Consider the following 15,335-nt stretch of genomic DNA (forward strand, 5'->3'; position numbering starts at 1 on the left):
AGACCCTTTTATTTATAACTATCCAAATGTCAACAAAGGAGTTTAATTGTGAGTCCATACAACGAAGACAATACTTTAGATTCAAGTGGCTACCAAGGTTATCATCGAAGCCACCATCAATCTCATATACAAGATAATCAATCCGAAAAGATTGAAGTGGCAATTCAGGGACATACAGAAGAATCCAATTCGTCTCAAATAGAGAAAAAAACTAAGATTTCACTTCCATGGAAGCATAAAGGCCATATCCTGATTCTCAGTTTGATTTTGAGTATTTTTAGTATATCAGTTCCCTGCTTTACAGACTTTGCCAATAATATACAGTCTCAAAACCTTTACATTGCAAAAATGTTTGCCAATGGTAGCTTACCCTACTCTGACTTTTTTGCGACAGGCGGCTTCTTTTATTACTTACTAGTTTCTCTGGCTTTCCGTTTAGGATCAACTCTTTGGCTGATTCCTATTCAATTCCTTAGCTACTATCTTTCTGGAAGTTACCTTTACAAGACTGTCATGCACATGACAAACAAGAAGGAAATTGCCACTCTAATTAGTATTATTTTCTATGTCACTAATGGAACACTTGGTTTTGGTGGGCTCTACCCTATCCAATTTGCTATGCCTTTTGTCCTAGGTGCTATCTTCTTCTTAACTCGTTACTTTGCGGGTCACAGTCGTGATGAAGCCTTTATTCTTTACGGCTTCGCTGGCACTGCGGGAGCTCTTTTTGAAGCTCGAACTCTTATTTTCTGGATATTGTCACTTGTGACAATCTTCGTTTACAACCTTGTCAACAAACACTTTGCTCGTGGTTTTTATCAAGTTCTTTGTATTATTTTTGGTAACATTCTAGTATTGTATCTATGTCTTTACTTTATCCTGAATTTACAAATTACATCGGACTATATTAACCAAGTTTTGGTTTACAACTTTACACAACTTGCTGTAGAAAAAAATGACTTTCTACTTACGTTAGCTTACCAAAGTTTTGCTGTCATCGGCTCTGGATTACTTATTGGTGCACTGACTACAAGCAACCACCTTCTTGGCGATGCTAAAGATAAGAGCATCAAGTGGGTACTACTCCTTAGTTTTATCTTTACAGTGGTTTACAGCTTGTTCTCTCAAAGTTTTGGGCTTTACAGTATTCTCAACATCGTACCTTATGGTCTAGTCTTGACAGCACTTTCTTTAGATGATGCTATTAAAAAGAGAGCAGAGCGAACTTCTCACCGACGTCGTAATGGTAACCAGATTCACACACTTAAAGTTTTTGGTATATTCCTTAGTCGTAATTACTTCTTACCTATTGCAGTCTTTGCATTTGCTTTCGCGATGCCAATCATTATGTTCCTATTTAATTTAGGAAATAATACTGAACGTAGTACTGTTGCAAATTACCTCGCTAAAAATACCAAAAAAGATGAAACTATCTACGTTTACGATTCATCAGCAAAAATTTATTTGGAAAGCAGTCGTAAAGCAGCCTCACAATTTGTTCTTCCAGAACTTAACACAGCTAAATCTAGTCATCAGAAAGCTCTATCAGATACTATTATCCAAGATTCAGCACAATATATCGTTGTCCAACAAGATACACAACTACCTTCTGATGTTAAATCTACACTTTCAAAAAACTATAAAAAAGCCCCTGTAAAAGGCGTTGAACGATACACTGTTTACGTCCTAAAATAGGTCGAAAAATCAATATATAGTGGTTAAGATAAAAATATACCACAATATATTGATTTTTTTTTGCCTAGTGCTATAATTAGTAACGAGGTGATTTTTAGATGATTACATTAGAAAAAGAAAAGGTTACAATCAACCCTGATATCAAAGTCATCAAACGTGATGGTCGTATGGTTGTCTTTGATTCAAGTAAAATATATGAGGCTATCCTAAAAGCAAGTGAGGCTATTACACCTATCACACCCTTGATTGAAGCAAAGTTGGAGGGAATTGCCAACCGTATTGTTGCTGAAATCAATGACCGCTTCACTCAAAATATCAAAATATATGAAATCCAAAGCATAGTAGAGCACGAGTTACTCGAAGCTAACGAATATGCTATCGCTCAAGAATATATCAACTATCGTACCAAGCGTGATTTTGAGCGCTCTCAAGCCACTGACATTAATTTCACCATTAATAAACTTGTCAATAAAGACCAGGCTGTTGTTCACGAAAATGCTAATAAGGACAGTGACCTTTACAATACACAACGTGATTTAACCGCAGGAATTGTCGGAAAATCTATTGGACTTAAAATGCTTCCTTCACATGTGGCGAATGCTCATCAAAAGGGGGATATCCACTTCCACGATTTAGACTACAGTCCTTACACACCTATGACTAACTGTTGCTTGATTGACTTCAAAGGCATGTTGGCAAATGGTTTTAAGATTGGTAATGCTGAAGTTGAAAGTCCTAAATCCATTCAAACTGCAACAGCACAAATTTCACAAATCATCGCAAATGTTGCCTCTAGTCAATACGGTGGCTGTACTGCAGACCGTATCGATGAGTTTTTAGCTCCTTACGCAGAACTTAACTACAAAAAACACTTAGCTGATGCTAAAGAGTGGGTAGCTGAAGAAAAACGTGAAGACTATGCACGCGCCAAAACGCGTAAAGATATCTACGATGCTATGCAATCTCTTGAATACGAGATTAATACGCTTTTCACTTCGAATGGACAAACTCCCTTTACCTCTCTCGGTTTCGGTTTAGGGACAAACTGGTTTGAGCGTGAAATCCAAAAGGCTATCCTACAAGTTCGTATTTTAGGACTTGGCTCCGAACACCGTACTGCCATTTTCCCTAAACTCATTTTTACCTTAAAACGTGGACTTAACTTAGAGCCTAGCTCACCTAACTACGATATTAAGCAACTAGCTCTTGAATGTGCAACAAAGCGTATGTATCCAGATGTCCTATCATATGACAAAATCGTTGAATTGACGGGTTCCTTTAAAGCTCCTATGGGATGTCGTTCCTTCCTACAAGGGTGGAAGGATGAAAATGGTGTCGAAGTTAATTCTGGACGAATGAATCTGGGTGTTGTAACCCTTAATCTTCCTCGAATTGCCCTAGAATCTAAGGGAGACCAAGATAAATTTTGGGAAATTTTTGAAGAAAGAATGGGAATTGCCAAAGATGCACTCGTCTACCGAGTTGAACGTGTCAAAGAAGCGACACCTGCTAATGCCCCCATCCTTTATCAGTATGGTGCCTTTGGTCAACGTCTAGGTAAATTCGACAATGTAGATCAACTATTCAAACATCGTCGTGCAACTGTATCACTTGGTTATATTGGGCTTTATGAAGTAGCATCCGTTTTTTATGGTAGTGACTGGGAGACTAATCCAGAAGCCAAAGCGTTCACGTTAGATATCGTTAAAGCTATGAAAAATGCTTGTGAAAGTTGGTCTGACGAATATGATTATCATTTCTCTGTTTATTCAACACCATCAGAGAGTTTGACGGATCGTTTCTGTCGTTTGGATACTGAAAAGTTCGGTGTCGTGACTGATATCACAGATAAAGAGTATTACACCAACTCTTTCCACTACGATGTTCGTAAAAATCCAACACCATTTGAAAAATTAGAATTCGAAAAAGCTTACCCAGAAGCTGGTGCAACTGGTGGATTCATCCATTACTGCGAATATCCAGTCCTCCAGCAAAATCCAAAGGCACTCGAAGCTGTCTGGGACTTTGCTTATGACCGTGTCGGTTACCTCGGAACGAATACTCCAATCGATAAATGCTACAAGTGTGACTTTGAAGGGGACTTCACCCCAACAGAACGTGGATTCATGTGCCCTAACTGTGGCAACACAGATCCTAAAACAGTTGATGTTGTTAAACGTACTTGCGGCTATCTAGGAAATCCACAGGCACGCCCAATGGTTAAAGGACGCCACAAAGAAATCTCTGCTCGAGTCAAACACATGAACGGTTCAACCATAAAATATGAAGGTAAACACCTTTAATAAGACCTAGAATACATTATAATAAACTAGAAGCAGCTGGATGATATCTTCCAACTGCTTTGCTTATTTCATTTTTAGAAAGGAATATAATGGGAAAATATCAATTAGATTATAAAGGTATGCAACAAGTGGAACGTTACCACGAAAAAAATGCAACCGTCAAAAACGATAAAAAAGCACGTGTCCAAGCCCTTTTGAAAAAAGCTGGAAAGAAGAAATAATATGATCTTACGCCGACCGAGCCAAACAGATAAAGAAGCTATCTTAGAGATGATGGCTGAATTTGAAAGGGAGCAATCTGCTCATGATGGTGGATTTTGGAATCCCGACAATTTTGTTTATGAAGAGTGGCTAGAAGAAAATCTTCAAGCGGAAGCGGGACTCAATATTCCTGAAAATTGGGTTCCTGCTATCCAGCTAGTTAGTTTTGACGAAGCAGGTCATGCTCTTGGCTTTCTCAACCTTCGTCTCCGATTAAATGACTACTTACTAGAAAAAGGGGGCCATATTGGCTACTCAATCCGTCCCTCTGAAAGGGGCAAAGGCTATGCAAAAGAAGCTCTTCATCAAGGTCTGCAAGTGGCTAAAGAAAAGAATATTCATCGTGCTCTGGTCACTTGTAGTATCAAGAATCCTGCTAGTCGAGCTGTTATATTAGCCAACGGTGGCCAGTTGGAGGACATTCGCCATGAAACTGAGCGCTATTGGATAGATTTGGAGTAGAATCATGACATGGAATACACCAAAACCACAGGAATGGAAGTCTGAAGAACTTAGCCAAGGACGTATTATTGACTACAAAGCTTTTAATTTCGTTGATGGTGAAGGCGTGCGTAACTCCCTTTACGTCTCTGGTTGCATGTTTCATTGCGAGGGATGCTATAACGCTGCCACCTGGTCCTTTAAGGCAGGAATTCCCTATACTAAAGAACTTGAAGAACAAATCATGAGGGATCTAGCTCAACCTTACGTACAAGGTCTCACGCTACTTGGTGGTGAACCCTTCCTAAACACAGGAATTCTCATTCCCCTAGTCAAACGCATTCGTAAGGAACTCCCGGAAAAAGATATCTGGTCTTGGACTGGTTATACTTGGGAGGAGTTGATGCTTGAAACTCCTGATAAACTAGAACTTCTTCAACTCGTTGACATTCTCGTTGACGGCCGCTTTGACATCACTAAAAAGAACCTTATGCTCCAGTTTCGAGGATCATCTAATCAACGTATTATTGATGTCAAAAAATCTCTTAATCAAGGAGAAGTCGTTATTTGGGACAAGCTAAATGACGGTCAAACCAACTATGAACAAGTCGATCGTAAAGATATGCTATAAAAAAAGTCTGAGCTTATAACTCAGACTTTTTTATGCAATTTTAACAAAAACTAGCTCATTATTAGAGGATAAATCCTCACGATAATTAAACTCATCAAAAGACAATTTTCGTAAATCATTAATCGTTTGACAATTCTCCTCCATAACAGCTGTCAAAAAAGCCCCTCTTGCCTTTTTGGAAATCGTAGAGTGAGTCTTAAGAACCCCATTGCGGTCTTCCATAAAACTAACCGTGAATAACTGCTTACGAAGAGTTGGACTAAAAACATCCTCGAATTCACTCGAAAGCAAAGAAACAACTGGAACTTGACTCTCCTCTAAAAATTGGTCATATTCGGCACGCCAATAGTTTTTTAAGGACTGACCATTAACCTTTATCTTCGTATGGAAGTCATGACGATGTTCTTGAATAGGGTAAAAAGCGGGAATGATTCCATAAAAAGAAGATGTGATAAACACTTGTTGACCTAAGAAATCTTTTTCACATGTGGATAAGTCACTACGTTTGATGTGACGATACATCAGACCATTAAAAAGCTCGACAGCCGGATAGCTCTTCGCTTCTCCCGACAAAATCGCAGCCCAGCGCTGCTTTTCTTTCTCAGCCTGCTCAGGCTTTATTTTATAAGCTGTGGATAATTCATCTGTGGACAATTTTGACATTTCAGTTAGGATAGCCGCACTCTTTTCGGATAATTTTTGAGACGAAACTTCCTTACTGGCCTTCATTTCTTTTGCGGTTGGAATTAAAAATCTAATCATACTGATATTGTAAAGTCAAGCAAGCATTTCGTCAAGAATTCTCTCCAACAAAAAAGAAGCTAACGTTCGTCAACTTCCTTTTTTGTTAGTCATCTAAATCAACAAAACGACCTAGAATATGTACATTTTCTGCGATGGAGACAAAGGCTTTAGGATCTGCCTTTCTCATATAATGCTTGAAGTCAGTATACTCTTCACGCGTAATAATCGCCAGTAATACTGCTTTCTTTTCGTGATTATAAGTCCCTTCCGCATCATTAATCATCGTTACTCCACGATGGAGTTTCTTCTGAATCATCCTTACAACTGGGTCGGGATTACTTGTGACAATCATAGCCTGCATTTTCTTTTGTTTTGTGAAAATCGCATCTGTTACTCGACTAGAAACAAAAATAGTCACCATTGAATAAAGAGCATATTTCCAACCAAAAAGAATGCCCGCAAAAACCATGATAATCCCATTGACAATCAAGGAGATATTACCAACATCACGGCCTGTTTTCTTACGAATAGTGAGGCTAACGATATCCGTCCCTCCACTAGAGATACGTGATTTTAAACCGAAACCAATCCCCGTTCCCATGACCAAACCACCAAAGATAGCATTGATCAAAGGATCCTCTGTCAAGATTACATGTGGCATCACCTGAATAAAAAGGGAGCTCATCGTTACTGTAATGAAGGTAAAGATAGTAAATTTATGGCCAATCTTATACCAAGCCAGAATCAAGAGAGGGATATTAATTGCATAGAAAGTCAATGATACTGGTATCTCAAAACCTAAAGTTCTAACACTCAATGCCGATAAAACCTGTGCCAAACCTGTTGCTCCACTGGAGTAAACATGTCCAGGTTGAAAAAAGAAATTAACGGCGATTGACGATAAGAGCCCATAAAGTAAAGAAGCTGAGACTTTTTCAGTATATTTTTCACGGGAAATACTACGTGCAGCCTGCAAAACGCCCATTTTCTTCGCAGACTTTTTCGCTACAAATTTAACATGTTTATGAAGAGGTGCTTTATTCATTTTCTAAATCTACATGAAGGGCAAGTTCTTCCAACTGTTTATCAGCCACAAGACTTGGAGCCTGAGTCATAGGATCTGATGCCTTATTATTTTTAGGGAAGGCAATCACTTCACGGATATTATCTTTACCTGCAAGAAGCATAACAAAACGGTCAAGACCGATAGCCAAACCACCATGTGGTGGGAAACCATAGTCCATAGCTTCAAGAAGGAATCCAAATTGCTCATAGGCTGATTCTTCAGAGAAACCAAGGGCTTTCAACATACGTTCCTGTAGGTCTTTATGATTAATACGTAGACTACCTCCACCAAGCTCATAACCATTCAAGACAATATCATAAGCTACAGCACGTACCTTGGAAAGATCTCCTTCAAGCTCTGCTGCAGAATCTTCTGTTGGCAAAGTAAATGGGTGGTGAGCAGACATATAGCGTCCTTCTTCTTCAGACCACTCAAACATTGGCCAATCGACAACCCAAAGGAAGTTGAACTTAGTGTTGTCAATCATGTCAAGTTCTTTAGCAATTTGATTACGCAAAGCACCAAGTGTGTTATTAGCGATTTCAAGTGTATCTGCTACAAAAAGAACTAGATCATTCTCTTCGAGGTGTAAAGCATTTGTCAACTTATCCTCAATACTTGTCAAGAATTTAGCAACTGGACCTGCTAGAGCTCCATCAGTCATCTTAACCCAAGCAAGACCTTTAGCACCAAATTGTTTGGCAAACTCTGTCAACTTATCAATACTTTTACGTGAGTATTTATCTGCATTTCCTTTGACAACAATTGCCTTAACAGCTGGCGCCTCAGCAAACACTTTGAAGTCTACACCCTTGACAACCTCTGTCAAGTCTTGTAAAAGCATGTCAAAGCGTGTATCTGGCTTGTCAGAACCATAGTTATTCATGGCATCATCATAAGACATGCGTGGGAATGGTAGTGTAACTTCAATTCCTTTAGTTTCTTTCATAACCTTAGCAATCAATCCTTCTGTAATATCTTGGATTTCTTGCTCATTAAGGAATGATGTTTCCAAGTCAACTTGTGTAAACTCAGGTTGACGGTCTCCACGCAAATCTTCATCACGGAAACACTTAACAATTTGATAGTAACGGTCAAAACCAGCATTCATCAATAATTGTTTAGTGATTTGAGGACTTTGCGGAAGAGCATAAAAGTGACCTTGGCTAACACGGCTTGGAACCAAGTAATCACGAGCACCTTCTGGTGTAGATTTTGTCAACATTGGTGTTTCAACATCGATAAATTCCAAGTCATCAAGATAATTTCGGATGGCGTGAGTTACCTTTGCACGGAGCTTAAAGTTTTCCAACATCTCTGGACGACGAAGATCCAAGTAGCGGTAACGCATACGTGTATCATCACTAGCCTCAACACCATCTTTAATTTCAAATGGCGTTGTTTTGGCAGTATTAAGGACTTTAAGATTTTCAACTTTAAGTTCGACAGCACCTGTAGGCAAGTTATCATTAGCTTGTTCACGCGCTTCAACAGTTCCTGTTACTTCAATAACAAATTCACTACGCAAGCTTTCAGCTGTTTCAACAACATTAGCATCCGCATTTTCAGGTTTAACCACCAACTGCATCAAACCTTCACGGTCACGAAGATCGATGAAAATCAAACCTCCGAGGTTACGACGGCGAGATACCCAACCTTTCAAAGTAATAGTAGTTCCGATGTGTTCACTACGAACACGTCCGGCATACATAGAACGTTCCATAAATACACTTCTTTCGTTAATTTTTTAGTCTTAACTATTATAGCAAAAAGCCCATCAAAACCCCACCCATTTCAGGTTAGAATTTTAATAGACTTTCTTTTTTATAAAACTATTTGCCAAATTGTTTCAACAAATCACTAGTATCCACGTAATCTTCAGCAAACTCTTCAAAATCTTCAAAACGATAATCAGCTGTTTCTAAGTCAAGTAAACTATCCCAACGGAATCCGTAAACATCTTCAATGATAACACTAAGTTCATCAGTTTCCTCGTCTACCTGCCATCCCAAATAACGTTCCTGTGTTTCAAAACTCAAGACCACATCTTGACAATCTTGACGCCAAACCTGACCAAGTAATTGCTGGCACATCGCATGATCACTTGCAGGCTCATCATTGAACCAAGTAATGTCATGTTTATCAAGAAAGGTAATCAACTGCCAAAACTGTTGTTGGAAACGAATGGGCATACTACGATCAAAAGCCAAACTGAACTTTTCACTCCGTTTGAGCATATCAACTATACTAACCATATGCCCCCTACTTTTCTAACTGTTTGAGGACTGCTGCAAAATTGTTAGTTAGCTCTTCGAAACTTACAGTAACTTCCTCACGAGTAGCGTTATTTTTGACATTGACCTGACCCGACTCCACTTCACTCTCACCTAAGGTGATAACCGTCTTGGCCTTGAAGGTATCTGCTGACTTAAATTGCGCCTTAATCTTACGTCCAAGGTAATCACGTTCAGCCTTAAATCCTTGATAGCGGATAGCTTGAACTAACTCAAGAGCTTTGCCATTAGCACCTGAACCAAGTACTGCAATGTAAACATCCAGATTTTCTTCCACCGGAAGCTCAATACCTTGTTTATCAAGAACCAAAAGCAAGCGTTCTAAACCAAGTCCAAAACCAAAACCAGCTGTTTCTGGACCACCGAAGTATTCAACCAAACTATCGTAACGACCACCCGCACAAATTGTCAATTCAGACTTATCAACAGTGGTAATAAATTCAAAAATCGTGTGATTATAGTAATCAAGACCACGTACCATATTAGTATCAATCACGTAAGGAATGTTAAGACTATCAAGCATGGTACGTACTTCGTCAAAGTGCGCTTGACTTTCTTCATCTAAATAATCAAGGATAGAGGGAGCATTTTCAACGGCAACCTTATCTTCTTTTTCTTTTGAATCGAGTACTCGCAAAGGATTTTCATCCAAACGACGTTGACTATCTTTTGACAAACTTTCACGCATTGGTGTCAAATAGTCAATCAAGGCCTGACGATAAGCCAGACGACTCTCAGTATTTCCAAGGCTATTCAAATGAAGGGTAACATCCTTAATGCCTAGCGTATTAAAGAGTTGGTAGGCCATAGCAATGGTTTCAACATCTGTTGCTGGATTTTTTGATCCAAAGCACTCTACACCTAGTTGGTGGAACTCACGCAAGCGTCCTGCTTGAGGACGTTCATAACGGAACATTGATCCAATATAATAAACTTTAACAGGTTTTTGGACCTCTGGCGCAAAGAGTTTGTTTTCTACATAAGAGCGTACAACCGGTGCTGTTCCTTCTGGACGAAGTGTAATATGACGGTCTCCCTTATCATGAAAATCATACATTTCCTTAGTAACGATGTCAGTTGTATCACCTACTGAACGTGAAATGACCTCGTAATGTTCAAACATAGGTGTACGAATTTCACCATAATTGTATTTCTTAAATGTTTCACGTGCAACATTTTCCACGTACTGCCATTTGGCGCTATCAACAGGTAAAATATCCTGCGTTCCCTTAGGTTTTTGAAGTTTCATAATGATGATACAGGCCTCAAATAGACCTGCCCTCCTTTTCCGTTATTACAGATATAATCACTCTATTCTATCATAATTTACATAGCTTTTGGGAAATGGTGGAGGATTTTTCAACGTAAGAAATAAACAGACCTCTCGGTCTGCCACAATCATTAATCTTCCTTATAAAGAATGAAGGTCACAATGAAAGATACCACAACAGAAATTACAAGACCTGCAATAGCTGTGTAAAAATATTTAAGTGTGTCTTCACCGATATACGCTGCAATCGTCAAGAGACCTGGGGAACCACCCGCAAAATTTCTCGCACCTAAAATACCAAGGAAGAAGCCACCTACTCCCCCTGCAACAATAGATCCTATAAGGGCTGCTTTATTTTGCAAAGTTACCCCATAAAGAGCCGGTTCCGTAATCCCACAAATCGCAGTAATTCCAGCCGATGAAGCCAGAGCTTTCTTATTGGTATCCTTAGTTTTTAAAGCAATAGCAAGAGCTGCTCCACCCTGAGCCACATTTGAAGCCAAAGCACCTGGCTGTGCAATCGTATCATACCCAATAGTCATACGGTTATTGATTCCAATGGATACTAAGCCATAGTGAGTTCCTGTTGTAACCATTAACGGGAAGGTTGCCCCTACAATTGTTGGAACAACCCATGGGCCAAAGTTTTCCAACCACTTAAAGAAATCCCCCAACCAGTTACCTATGACAGCACCAATTGGACCTAAAATCAAAAGTGTTACGATTGCAGTAATTAATGTCGTAATCATAGGAACCAAGAAAAACTTTACAGCCTTTGGTGAAATTTTAATCGCAAAGCGCTCCACGTAACTCATAAACCAAACTGCCAAAATAACAGGGATAACCGTTGATGAGTAAGAAGTTAATGTAAGAGGAATACTAAAGAAAGAGACGCCATGACCTGATTCCTTGGCAGTTGTCACAATCTGAGTAAAAGTTGGGTGTAATAAAATAGCACCAATCAACATCCCCAATTGAGCATTCGTCTTAAACTGTCGAGCTGCTGAGGCACCTAAAAATACAGGTAAGAAATAAAATCCAGCATCGCCAATAAAATTAAGAACTTGATAGTTAACATCATCTACAGCTACTACCTTAAAGACAACCAAAAGGGACAAAACGGCCTTGATCATCCCTGCTGCTGTAATTACTGGTAAGATTGGGGTGAAAATCCCAGAAATAAGAGCTAAAAAGCTTTGAAGAGGAGTTCTATCTTGTTTTTCCGATGATTCCTTAGATACTTCATCTAGATCCAATAAACCTTCTAAAGCGCGGTATACATTTGGTACATCACTCCCAACAACAACTTGATACTGGCCACCACTCTTAGCCAAACTCACCACACCATCGATAGCTTGAACAGCCTCATCATCAGCTTTAGAATCATCTGCTAAGGTAAAACGTAAACGTGTCGCACAATGGGTTAGATTCTGAACGTTCTCCTTTCCTCCTACAGCTTCTAAAATTTTCTGCCCTATTTCTTTATAATTCATAACACTTCCTTTCTATATTCATAAAAAGAGAGAACAAGCTGAGCCTGTTCTCTGTATTTTTTCTATTATGACCAAACTTTGTCAGTAATTGTTTTAATCAATTGCAATTTATTCCACTCGTCTTGCTCAGTCAAGATATTACCTTCTTCAGTTGAGGCAAAACCACATTGAGTTGAGATACCAAGGTTCTTAAGTGGTACAAGTTCAGCCGCTTCATGGATACGAGCAATGACAGCATCTACATCTTCCAAAGCTGGATCCTTAGAAGTAATCACACCAAGTACCAATTCAACATGATCACGGTTATTCCAAATCGTTGGAAGTGGTGCGAAGCTACCTGAACGCGCATCATCGTATTCCAAGAAGAAGATATCATAGTTCAATTGACCAAGATATTTAGCGACTGAATCATAGCCACCTTCAAAAAGATAAGTTGACTTAAAGTTCCCACGACAAATGTGAGTAGCCAAAGTCAAATCTTCTGGAAGACCTTCCAAAGCTTTATTGATAGTGTATACATCATCCTCAGCAATTTTTGCCAACTCAGCTGTTTTCTCAGGATTATTTTTTTCATTCTCAAACTGTTGAATCAAATAACCCCAAGTCGTATCATCCAATTGTACATAACGTGCACCCAAATCGTAGAAATGTTGGATGGTATCATGGTAAGCTTTAGCCAAATCATCAAGGAAATCTGTCCATGAATCATAGTAATCAGCATAAAGATCACTACGGTGGTCACGGTTAATGATGAGTGATGGACTTGGAATAGTTACTTTTGGAGTAATTCCTTCAGGAGTCACTGATTTAAGATATTCAAAGTCACGATAGAAAGGATGATTAGGATTTTCAGCAATTTTACCATTGATACGAACGTTAGTTGTACGTGTCTTAGCTCCATGGAATTTATATGAATCCTCTTGTTGGTAAGCTTCAAAACCAGTTAGGTTCCATAGGAAGTCAAGGTGCCACCAAGAACGACCAAATTCACCATCAGAAACGACTTGAAGACCATTTTCTACCTCATGATGAACCAATTCCTTAACCAATTCATCTTGTACTTTCAACAATTCATCTTGCGAAATCTCACCATTGGCAAATTTTTCACGTGCTTCTTTTAAAGCTTGTGGACGAAGGTAAGAACCAACATGATCAAAATGATAATGAACTTTACTCATAGTTATTTACTCCTTTTTATTCTTTCATTTAATGTAATAATAAGCCTATTCTAGCACTTGCTGTTATAGCTGTGAAATATGTATTTACTATCACATTATATAGTTTTTAAATATATATTTTCTTGAGAAGTTTTTTGTCAAGTAACTTTACTTTACAAAAAAGATATGTTATTCTGTTATAGTTGATTTAAAATCAAGAACATAAATATTAATTCGGAGGAAATAAAGAAATGGCAGTACCTGCACGTCACACTTCAAAAGCGAAGAAAAACAAACGTCGTACACACTACAAATTGACTGCTCCATCAGTACAATTTGACGAAACAACTGGAGATTACTCACGTTCACACCGTGTATCACTTAAAGGATACTACAAAGGACGTAAAATCGCTAAAGCTAACGCAGCTAAATAATAGAAGGGAGATACCATGCGCGTAAATATTACACTTGAACACAAAGAATCTGGTGAACGCTTGTACCTTACTTCAAAAAACAAACGTAACACTCCAGACCGTCTTCAATTGAAAAAATACTCACCAAAATTGCGTAAACACGTAATCTTTACTGAGGTAAAATAATAGAATTAAAAACCATGAAAATAAGATTTTCATGGTTTTTCTATTACTCAAAGAGGATTTCCTATGACAAAAATAGAAACATTTAGATGGCGTATGTGGCATGTTTATCTCCTTATTTTTATAACCATTCTACTTACAGGTACATTCGTTCGCTATGGTTATAGACTTCAAGCCGCTTATTCCTTAGACGATAGACTTTACGACTTTACTAACAAAAAAGTTACTGTAACATCCTTTCAAAACGTCAAAATTGGAAACTTTAACGTTTTAGGTGTTAAGTTTGGAAATGAAAAAGCACTGGAGAGAAGTCAATTAGCCGTCGGTCGCACCTATCTAGCCTTCCAAGAATCTAGGTATAAAGCATCTAAACACAAGAAGGACCCTAAAAATTATGATATTATCCACTATTATCAGCTTGGTAAAGATACTGGAAAAGGACACACTATTGATGTACTAGACCTTGCTAAAAAACTAGGATACGATGATCCCGGTTCCATGGATAATACCATGTACTCCGATGGTAGGGATGAGTTTGTGAAATTTTCATCCTATGACAACGAAAAAGTATTCTATGTCAATTTACGCACCCATAAGGCAACTAAAACCAAACCAGCAAAAGTCAGTCAATACTACGGATTTGATAAACCTTATCGCTATCTCCTTTCAAAGGATAATTTTTCTGTAGGTCATAAAGATGATCCCCTCACTATCAACTCCATGCCCCTTATCTGGACCAAAGAAAGAAATTTTGCTGATTACAAAGATCAAGACGATAACGAATACAGTGACCAATCGCTCAAAAAAAGATTTAGCCTAATTATCGTAACAACTGATTCACTTAATTTGGATGATGCCATTAAACTCCAAAAAGAGTTAACACCAGATAAGGAGGATATCTATTGGTATTTTACAAGTACTGATACAACGACTGGACACCTCGAGGAAGTTAAAAGTCAAAAAGATTACAACCTACTAGTTAAGGAGAGTCATAACTAATATGGTAAAAAATAGCTCCAAATACCTTAAAATTACTATGCCCTTGATTTTATTATTGACCATGATTGCTATCTTTTTCTATTACAATGCTCAAGAAAATATTAAAGGGTTTTATAAAACTCGTGGATTTCAAGGAAAGGTACAAATAACTGGTATCGGATGGGCAGATAAAATTACTTATCGTATGAATAAAGAAGATGAGGTTAAACATTACCTGATTTTCCATATTGATTATCAAGAGACCATTAATAACAAAAAAAGAACATGTAAAGACTCAACTTCCTCTCCATATTCAAGATTTACTCTATCCTTACATTGCCAGCCCAACAGAAAGCGACTCAGATTTTAATCGCCAAAATAGTGAATATAAGATTTTACCTGATGA

At 38.3% G+C, this 15,335-nt stretch carries 16 protein-coding genes; 9 read left to right on the forward strand and 7 right to left on the reverse strand.

All coding sequences use genetic code 11. The features are described from left to right. Nucleotides 1-48 precede the first annotated feature (48 nt). The 5 genes from NSQ79_RS10065 (at nt 49) to nrdG (ending at nt 5,331) form a co-directional block, all read left to right on the forward strand. Nucleotides 49-1,695 (forward strand): hypothetical protein, encoded by a 1,647-nt coding sequence (locus NSQ79_RS10065; protein ID WP_164332303.1) that lies wholly within the window; start codon nt 49-51, stop codon nt 1,693-1,695. Nucleotides 1,696-1,793: 98 nt separating this feature from the next. Next, on the forward strand, nt 1,794-3,998 hold the full coding sequence (gene nrdD / locus NSQ79_RS10070; RefSeq protein ID WP_013991297.1) for an anaerobic ribonucleoside-triphosphate reductase: 2,205 nt from the start codon (nt 1,794-1,796) through the stop codon (nt 3,996-3,998). A gap of 89 nt (nt 3,999-4,087) precedes the next feature. Next, a complete protein-coding gene (locus NSQ79_RS10075; RefSeq protein ID WP_002885877.1) occupies nt 4,088-4,219 on the forward strand; it encodes a hypothetical protein in 132 nt (43 codons plus the stop codon). Nucleotide 4,220: 1 nt separating this feature from the next. Next, nucleotides 4,221-4,721: a GNAT family N-acetyltransferase gene (locus NSQ79_RS10080; protein ID WP_013991298.1), complete on the forward strand. Its 501-nt coding sequence runs from the start codon at nt 4,221-4,223 to the stop codon at nt 4,719-4,721. A 4-nt stretch (nt 4,722-4,725) separates the two neighbouring features. Continuing rightward, nucleotides 4,726-5,331 (forward strand): anaerobic ribonucleoside-triphosphate reductase activating protein, encoded by a 606-nt coding sequence (gene nrdG / locus NSQ79_RS10085; RefSeq protein ID WP_013991299.1) that lies wholly within the window; start codon nt 4,726-4,728, stop codon nt 5,329-5,331. Between the two features lie 30 nt (nt 5,332-5,361). Here nrdG and yaaA read toward each other — a convergent pair whose 3' ends face one another. The 7 genes from yaaA to NSQ79_RS10120 all read right to left on the reverse strand — a co-directional run bounded on the left by yaaA (nt 5,362) and on the right by NSQ79_RS10120 (nt 13,376). Continuing rightward, nucleotides 5,362-6,093 (reverse strand): peroxide stress protein YaaA, encoded by a 732-nt coding sequence (gene yaaA, locus NSQ79_RS10090; protein ID WP_045001330.1) that lies wholly within the window; start codon nt 6,091-6,093, stop codon nt 5,362-5,364. Nucleotides 6,094-6,178: 85 nt separating this feature from the next. Beyond that, nucleotides 6,179-7,120, reverse strand: coding sequence for a YitT family protein (locus tag NSQ79_RS10095; protein ID WP_014632510.1), 942 nt, complete (start codon nt 7,118-7,120; stop codon nt 6,179-6,181). Beyond that, nucleotides 7,113-8,864: an aspartate--tRNA ligase gene (gene aspS, locus NSQ79_RS10100; protein WP_164332301.1), complete on the reverse strand. Its 1,752-nt coding sequence runs from the start codon at nt 8,862-8,864 to the stop codon at nt 7,113-7,115. Before aspS ends, NSQ79_RS10095 begins: the two co-directional genes overlap by 8 nt. Before the next feature lie 109 nt (nt 8,865-8,973). Continuing rightward, entirely contained in the window at nt 8,974-9,396 is a 423-nt protein-coding gene (locus NSQ79_RS10105) for a hypothetical protein (RefSeq protein ID WP_045001328.1), read from the reverse strand. Between the two features lie 7 nt (nt 9,397-9,403). After that, nucleotides 9,404-10,684: a histidine--tRNA ligase gene (gene hisS, locus NSQ79_RS10110; protein ID WP_014632507.1), complete on the reverse strand. Its 1,281-nt coding sequence runs from the start codon at nt 10,682-10,684 to the stop codon at nt 9,404-9,406. A 152-nt stretch (nt 10,685-10,836) separates the two neighbouring features. Then, nucleotides 10,837-12,198: a PTS transporter subunit EIIC gene (locus tag NSQ79_RS10115; protein WP_049529088.1), complete on the reverse strand. Its 1,362-nt coding sequence runs from the start codon at nt 12,196-12,198 to the stop codon at nt 10,837-10,839. A gap of 65 nt (nt 12,199-12,263) precedes the next feature. Then, nucleotides 12,264-13,376, reverse strand: coding sequence for a vitamin B12 independent methionine synthase (locus NSQ79_RS10120; protein WP_049529086.1), 1,113 nt, complete (start codon nt 13,374-13,376; stop codon nt 12,264-12,266). A 230-nt stretch (nt 13,377-13,606) separates the two neighbouring features. Here NSQ79_RS10120 and rpmF point away from each other — a divergent pair, with 230 nt between their 5' ends. From rpmF to NSQ79_RS10140, 4 genes are all read left to right on the forward strand, one after another. Then, the gene (rpmF, locus tag NSQ79_RS10125) at nt 13,607-13,789 is read left to right on the forward strand and encodes a 50S ribosomal protein L32 (protein WP_002885630.1); all 183 of its coding nucleotides are present in this window, start codon (nt 13,607-13,609) and stop codon (nt 13,787-13,789) included. 15 nt (nt 13,790-13,804) lie between these two features. Next, complete coding sequence (gene rpmG / locus NSQ79_RS10130) at nt 13,805-13,954, forward strand: 50S ribosomal protein L33 (protein ID WP_002262412.1); 150 nt, start codon at nt 13,805-13,807, stop codon at nt 13,952-13,954. A 63-nt stretch (nt 13,955-14,017) separates the two neighbouring features. Then, nucleotides 14,018-14,950, forward strand: coding sequence for a hypothetical protein (locus NSQ79_RS10135; protein ID WP_084871081.1), 933 nt, complete (start codon nt 14,018-14,020; stop codon nt 14,948-14,950). A gap of 1 nt (nt 14,951) precedes the next feature. Then, nucleotides 14,952-15,299: a hypothetical protein gene (locus NSQ79_RS10140; protein WP_013991322.1), complete on the forward strand. Its 348-nt coding sequence runs from the start codon at nt 14,952-14,954 to the stop codon at nt 15,297-15,299. Nucleotides 15,300-15,335 lie beyond the last annotated feature (36 nt).

The organism is Streptococcus sp. FSL W7-1342 (assembly GCF_037966635.1).
Classification (GTDB): Bacteria; Bacillota; Bacilli; order Lactobacillales; family Streptococcaceae; genus Streptococcus; species Streptococcus salivarius_D.

Excerpts from the sequence above, each read along its gene's own strand:
- NSQ79_RS10135 (WP_084871081.1), top strand. The coding sequence starts at position 14,018 with ATGACAAAAATAGAAACATTTAGATGGCGTATGTGGCATGTTTATCTC.
- NSQ79_RS10120 (WP_049529086.1), bottom strand. The coding sequence starts at position 13,376 with ATGAGTAAAGTTCATTATCATTTTGATCATGTTGGTTCTTACCTTCGT.
- NSQ79_RS10075 (WP_002885877.1), top strand. The coding sequence starts at position 4,088 with ATGGGAAAATATCAATTAGATTATAAAGGTATGCAACAAGTGGAACGT.
- yaaA (WP_045001330.1), bottom strand. The coding sequence starts at position 6,093 with ATGATTAGATTTTTAATTCCAACCGCAAAAGAAATGAAGGCCAGTAAG.
- NSQ79_RS10105 (WP_045001328.1), bottom strand. The coding sequence starts at position 9,396 with ATGGTTAGTATAGTTGATATGCTCAAACGGAGTGAAAAGTTCAGTTTG.
- nrdD (WP_013991297.1), top strand. The coding sequence starts at position 1,794 with ATGATTACATTAGAAAAAGAAAAGGTTACAATCAACCCTGATATCAAA.
- hisS (WP_014632507.1), bottom strand. The coding sequence starts at position 10,684 with ATGAAACTTCAAAAACCTAAGGGAACGCAGGATATTTTACCTGTTGAT.
- rpmG (WP_002262412.1), top strand. The coding sequence starts at position 13,805 with ATGCGCGTAAATATTACACTTGAACACAAAGAATCTGGTGAACGCTTG.
- rpmF (WP_002885630.1), top strand. The coding sequence starts at position 13,607 with ATGGCAGTACCTGCACGTCACACTTCAAAAGCGAAGAAAAACAAACGT.
- NSQ79_RS10115 (WP_049529088.1), bottom strand. The coding sequence starts at position 12,198 with ATGAATTATAAAGAAATAGGGCAGAAAATTTTAGAAGCTGTAGGAGGA.
- NSQ79_RS10080 (WP_013991298.1), top strand. The coding sequence starts at position 4,221 with ATGATCTTACGCCGACCGAGCCAAACAGATAAAGAAGCTATCTTAGAG.
- nrdG (WP_013991299.1), top strand. The coding sequence starts at position 4,726 with ATGACATGGAATACACCAAAACCACAGGAATGGAAGTCTGAAGAACTT.
- NSQ79_RS10095 (WP_014632510.1), bottom strand. The coding sequence starts at position 7,120 with ATGAATAAAGCACCTCTTCATAAACATGTTAAATTTGTAGCGAAAAAG.
- aspS (WP_164332301.1), bottom strand. The coding sequence starts at position 8,864 with ATGGAACGTTCTATGTATGCCGGACGTGTTCGTAGTGAACACATCGGA.
- NSQ79_RS10140 (WP_013991322.1), top strand. The coding sequence starts at position 14,952 with ATGGTAAAAAATAGCTCCAAATACCTTAAAATTACTATGCCCTTGATT.